Origin of the sequence: Lutibacter sp. (genome assembly GCF_040883305.1) — a bacterium.
In the GTDB taxonomy this organism is placed as follows: domain Bacteria; phylum Bacteroidota; class Bacteroidia; order Flavobacteriales; family Flavobacteriaceae; genus Lutibacter.
In genome coordinates this window covers 1-5,697 of record NZ_JBFLKT010000061.1, presented here as the reverse complement: position 1 = coordinate 5,697, position 5,697 = coordinate 1, and the positions used below count along the sequence as shown (strand labels likewise).

The window sequence follows — 5,697 nt, the reverse complement described above, 5'->3', positions numbered from 1 at the left end:
TTTATTAACTAAAAAATGTTAATTACTTTACTTCTGCAATTACATCAACAGGTATTTCTACAATTACCGCTCTGTGTAATCTTATAGTTGTATTGTACTTTCCAAGTCTTTTAATGTTTCCACCATCAACTTTTATGTATTTTTTATCAATTTCGTGACCTGCAGCAGCTAAAGCTTCTGCTACGTTTGCGTTATTAACAGAACCAAATAATTTAGTACCATCACCAGTTTTGGCAGTGATTTTAATTTCTAGTTCTTTAATTGCGTCTGCAATTTTAGTTGCATCTTTTATTAGTTTTTCTTCTTTATAAGCACGTTGCTTTAAAGTTTCTGCTAATACTTTTTTCGCCGATGAAGTTGCTAATACTGCAAATCCGTGAGGAATTAAAAAGTTACGACCGTAACCATTTTTTACAGTTACAATATCATCTATAAAACCTAAGTTTTCAACGTCTTGTTTTAATATAATATCCATGATTCCTTTCAGTTTTATTTTAACATATCGCCAACATATGGCATTAAAGCTAAGTGACGTGCTCTTTTGATAGCAACAGAAACTTTACGTTGGTATTTTAATGATGTACCCGTTAAACGACGAGGTAAAATTTTACCTTGTTCATTTACTAAGTATAATAAGAAATCAGCATCTTTATAATCGATATATTTGATACCGTTCTTTTTAAAACGACAGTATTTTTTAACCTGTTTAGTGTCAATATCTAATGGAGTCAGGTAACGAACATCACCTTGTTTTCCTCCTTTTGCTTGTTGTTCTATAGACATAACTCTTATTTTTTAGTTGCTTTAACTCTTTCTCTTCTTTTTTCAGCCCAAGCAGCAGCATGTTTATCTAACCTTACAGTTAAATAACGCATAATACTATCGTCTCTTCTAAATTCAAGTTCAAAAGCGGTAATTTCCTGACCGTCTAACTTGAATTCAAATAAGTGGTAAAAACCACTTTTTTTGTTTTGGATTGGATACGCTAACTTTTTTAGCCCCCAGTCTTCTTTTGAGATCATTTCGGCACCTTTAGAAACAAGATAGTCCTCGAACTTCTTTACTGTTTCCTTTATCTGGATATCAGATAAAACGGGATTCAAAATGAAAACAGTTTCGTAATGATTCATAATTAAAAATTTTAAGTTTTACTTTTAAGGGTGCAAATATACAGTTATTTACGGAACTAGCAAGAGGTTAATTGAGAAAATATAGGAAGTTCATATTTAGTTTTTAGTAATTAGTATTTCAAAACTGTTTTTTTTCAACATTTAAACTTTTTACCAGTGAAACTTAGACCTTTGGACAAATAATCCACTCCATTCTTATAATTAATAATTATCTACATCTATAGTTAATTTAATAGAACGAAATTGTTTAACTGCTTGAAATGTATTTTTAACTCGTAAAATGTTTGCTTTAGTGGCGCCTAACGATTGTTTTTGTGGAATTTTAATAATAATATGACGAATATAATAGTTACGAATTTTAGAAATTGCAGGTGTTGTAGGTCCTAAAATTTGATCTTTAAAAATATTTGTTAATGATTTTCCTAACCAATTTGCACCTTCATCTACTCTAATAAAATCTTTATGTCGCAACGTAATTTTTATAATTCTGTAAAATGGAGGATAGTGATATTGCCAGCGTTCGTCTAATTGTTCTTTAAACATTTCCAAATAAGAATTTGTAGAAACCTGCTGTAAAATCTGATGGTAAGGATTATATGTTTGAATCGCTACTTTTCCTCTTTTTTTAGATCTTCCTGCTCTACCAGCAACCTGAACCATTAATTGATAACTGCGTTCATGTGCCCTAAAATCTGGAAAATTAAGCATTGTATCTGCACTCATAATTCCAACCAACGAAACATTTGCAAAATCCAATCCTTTTGAAAGCATCTGTGTCCCTACCAAAATATCTATCTCTTGCGCTTCAAATTTTCCTATAATTTTTTGATACCCATATTTTCCACGTGTTGTATCCAAATCCATTCTACCTACTGCTGCATCCGGAAATAATTGCTCTAATTCCTGTTCAATTTGTTCGGTTCCAAAACCTTTAGTATTTAATTTTTCACTTCCACAAGCTCCACAATTATGAGGCATTGCTTGCCTGTAACCACAATAATGGCAACGTAATTCTTTTCTAAAACTATGAAAAGTTAAACTCACATCGCACTGTGGGCATTGCGGAGAAACACCACAAGTTTCACATTCTACAACTGGTGCAAAACCTCTCCTATTCTGAAATAAAATAACTTGTTCTTTTTCATCTAAAGCATCTTGAATCATTTCTAACAACCGATCAGAAAAATGTCCTTTCATTCTTTTTTTACGATGCTTTTCTTTAACATCAACCAATTCTATTTCTGGTAATAACACATCACCAAAACGCCTGTTAAGTTCCACCAAACCATATTTACCTTGTTGTGCATTGTAAAAAGTTTCAACACTTGGCGTTGCAGAACCCAACAACACTTTTGCATTGTGTAAATTCGCTAAAACAATTGCTGCGTCTCTGGCGTGGTAACGCGGCGCAGGATCGAATTGCTTAAAAGATGGTTCGTGTTCTTCATCTACAATTACAATTCCTAAATTTGAAAATGGTAAAAATAAGGAGGATCGAGCGCCTAAAATAAGCTGTGCTTTTTGTTTGTTTTCCAATACATTATTCCAAACTTCAACACGTTCATTCATTGAATATTTTGAATGAAAAACAGATAAATATTCTCCAAAATAATATTGTAATCTTTCTATTAATTGTGTAGTTAAAGCAATTTCCGGTAATAAATAAAGTACTTGCTTTCCATCTTTAAGTAATTGCTTTATTAACTTAACATAAATCTCTGTTTTACCACTACTTGTTATTCCTTTTAATAAAGTTACTTGTTTGGTTTTGAAAGTGTCTTTAATAGCCCAATAAGCTTCTTGCTGATGTGTGGTTAGTTCCTTTATTTCTGAAGTTGTTCCACTATAATTTATACGGTCTTTCTGAATAAAGTAAATTTCAAAAATATCTTTATCTATCAACGATTTTATTACTGCACTTGAAGCCAATGCTTTCTCTTGAAGTTGAGTAACTTTAATCGGTTTTTTTAAACTTTGTAACTGAAAATACGTTAAAATAAGTTCGCGTTGTTTTTTTGCTCTGCTTAAAGTTTCTAACAATTCTGATAACTTCTCAGTTGTATTCCAAGGTTCTTTTAAACGGATATATTTAACAAGTTTAGGCTTGTATTGTTCGTAAATTTGCTCTTTAACTACAATCGTATTTTTTTCAATTAAAGTTTTAATAATTGGAAATACATTCTTTTTTCCTAAGATTTCAATAATTTTAGAAATTGACAATTGCGATTGATGTTGTAAGGCTTCAAAAATTAAAAATTCTTCATTAGATAATAATTCTTCATTCGTAAAACCAGCAACTAATTGAATTTCTGTTTCACTTTCTAATAAAAAAGCACTTGGCAATGCTGCTCTATACACTTCACCTAAAGAACACATATAATAGTTGGCAATCCATTCCCAATGTTTTAATTGGAGTTCGTTAACAATGGGTATTTCATCTAAAATTTGATAAATTTCCTTTGCTTCATATCCGACAGGTGCTGTATTATGAATGTTATAAACTAGCGCGGTAAATATTTTAGATTTTCCAAATTCTACTGCAACACGCATCCCCGGCTTTAAAAAGGTTGCCTCGGCTTCTGTTATTTTATAGGTAAATAACTTTGAAAGTGGAATTGGTAATATTACGTTCGTATAATTAATAATTATTAATTTTTATGTTTCTACAAAAATAATTAATTGAATAATTTAAAGCACTTAAAACTACAATTTTAATTATATTATTTTAAAGAACTCTAATACAGTGCCTTACATTTAAAAAATAATTATGGCACGTTGTTTGTAATTAAAAAATTGTAAAATGCTAGCCAGCAATTTTAGTAATAACCTTAAAAACCCAATATTATGAAAAACAAATTATTTTTATTCGCAACATTTATATTTGTTAGCTTAGGAGCTTTTGCTGCCAACACAACAAATTCAACTACAACAAACAATTATTATTATAATGATGGAAATTCATTCACATTTGTTGAAAGAGGCGTTACATTTTCTGTTTTTCAAAATGGAGAGTTTGATTTCTATATTAATCCACGTAGTGGCTTTCATGCTAATTACAAAGGAAATGGAATTAATATTAGTTACAATTCTGGTTATAATTATGATGCTTACGTGCAATATGATGATTTTGGGGCTGTTATTCAAGTAGAAGATATTCCTATTTATTATGATTATTACGGGCGAGTTACCAGAGTTGGAAATATTGATATCAATTACAATGGGAATAGATTGGCTAGATTAGGCGGATTGAGAGTTTATTATAACCATTATGGATCTTACACCCATTTTTCAGGATATATAAATAGTTACAATAGAAATTATGTGTACCATCCTTATCACAATTATTTTGCACGACCTATATTTGATTTTAGAATTGTAAGCTACAAACCTTACAGAAATCATTATAGACCAAATCGTTATAAATATCATAGAGATCATTCAAGAAACAAGTATTATAGTAAAAACCGTAACGACCGTAGCTATAACAGGCATAATTCTAAAGATCGTTATGCTACAAATAAAGTGCCTAAAAGACGAAGTGATAATGTAACGCAAAGAAATGATAACCGTTATAAATCTAATACTCAAATAAAAAGGAATACAACGGCAACTAATAGAAATAACAACAATACTAATAGAAATTCATCTGTAAAGAGTCGTACTAATAATAATATTATAGGAAACAGAAATACTACTCAAAGAAGAAATTCTAATGCAGCCAATGAGCGTAGTAAAAAAGTAACAACTAGAAATTCATCTGTAAATAACCGTTCTAACGGCAACAACCGTTCTATTGGAAATCGCAATACAACTGCTCAAAAAAGAAGCTATAATACAGCAAATGAGCGTAGTAAAAAGGTAACAAACAGTGCTCCAGTTAGAAGTACTCAGCAGAGAAAAGCAACTGTAACGCAAAATAGCACAAAAAAGAATAAAGCGTATAAACCAACAAGAACTCAGCAAAAAAGAAGTGTTGTTAAAATGCCAACTAGAAGTTCAAAAAATAGTGCACGCACTAATTCAGAAAATACAAGAAAAAGAAGAAGTTTATAATTTGTTAGTTAGTTACTTACAACGGTTAACTAACAAAATATCGGGGTTTCACTACTCCGATATTTTTTTTGTCAAATTTTAAGGTGATTCTTATTATACCATTTTAACAATAAAATGGTATTAGGTGTGAAAGTCAATTTTGTTGCCAGGGCGCAGTACAACCGAAGAAATCTCATCAATATTACTTGCAATTTTGATTATAGTATTAACAGATTGCTTCCGTTCTCAAAAGCTACGTTCACAATGACAGTCTTTTAACTTTACCCACTTTTGAACCTTTGAACCGTTAAACTCTTAAACTAAAATCAAGTTCCTCTATAAAACAGAATGGTACTTATTGTTTTAATTATAATTTTAAAATCTAGTAATAAGTTACGTTCTTTAATATAATATAAATCGTAGCGAAGTTTAATATACTGTTCTTCTTTAGTACTTGCATAAGGATATTCTACTTGAGCCCAACCTGTTAAACCTGGTTTAATTACATTTCTAATGGTATAGAACGCATAATTTT

Annotated in this window: 6 protein-coding genes; 1 reads left to right on the top strand and 5 read right to left on the bottom strand. The window is 30.4% G+C overall.

The window, feature by feature from the left end; translation table 11 throughout:
* Window positions 1-22: 22 nt before the first annotated feature.
* The 4 genes from rplI to priA form a co-directional block, all read right to left on the bottom strand.
* Window positions 23-475: a 50S ribosomal protein L9 gene (gene rplI, locus AB1Z17_RS01870; protein ID WP_368050091.1), complete on the bottom strand. Its 453-nt coding sequence runs from the start codon at window positions 473-475 to the stop codon at window positions 23-25.
* A gap of 14 nt (window positions 476-489) precedes the next feature.
* The gene (gene rpsR / locus AB1Z17_RS01865) at window positions 490-783 is read right to left on the bottom strand and encodes a 30S ribosomal protein S18 (protein ID WP_111708427.1); all 294 of its coding nucleotides are present in this window, start codon (window positions 781-783) and stop codon (window positions 490-492) included.
* Between the two features lie 5 nt (window positions 784-788).
* A complete protein-coding gene (gene rpsF, locus AB1Z17_RS01860) occupies window positions 789-1,130 on the bottom strand; it encodes a 30S ribosomal protein S6 (RefSeq protein WP_368050090.1) in 342 nt (113 codons plus the stop codon).
* Window positions 1,131-1,331: 201 nt separating this feature from the next.
* A complete protein-coding gene (gene priA / locus AB1Z17_RS01855; RefSeq protein ID WP_368050092.1) occupies window positions 1,332-3,776 on the bottom strand; it encodes a primosomal protein N' in 2,445 nt (814 codons plus the stop codon).
* Window positions 3,777-3,974: 198 nt separating this feature from the next.
* Between priA and AB1Z17_RS01850 the strand changes: the two genes are divergently transcribed.
* Window positions 3,975-5,183, top strand: coding sequence for a hypothetical protein (locus tag AB1Z17_RS01850; protein WP_368050089.1), 1,209 nt, complete (start codon window positions 3,975-3,977; stop codon window positions 5,181-5,183).
* Window positions 5,184-5,488: 305 nt separating this feature from the next.
* On the opposite strand, the gene AB1Z17_RS01845 is transcribed toward AB1Z17_RS01850, so the two are convergent.
* The coding region (locus AB1Z17_RS01845) for a sugar transferase (protein WP_368050088.1) at window positions 5,489-5,697 on the bottom strand (209 nt) is incomplete at its 5' end.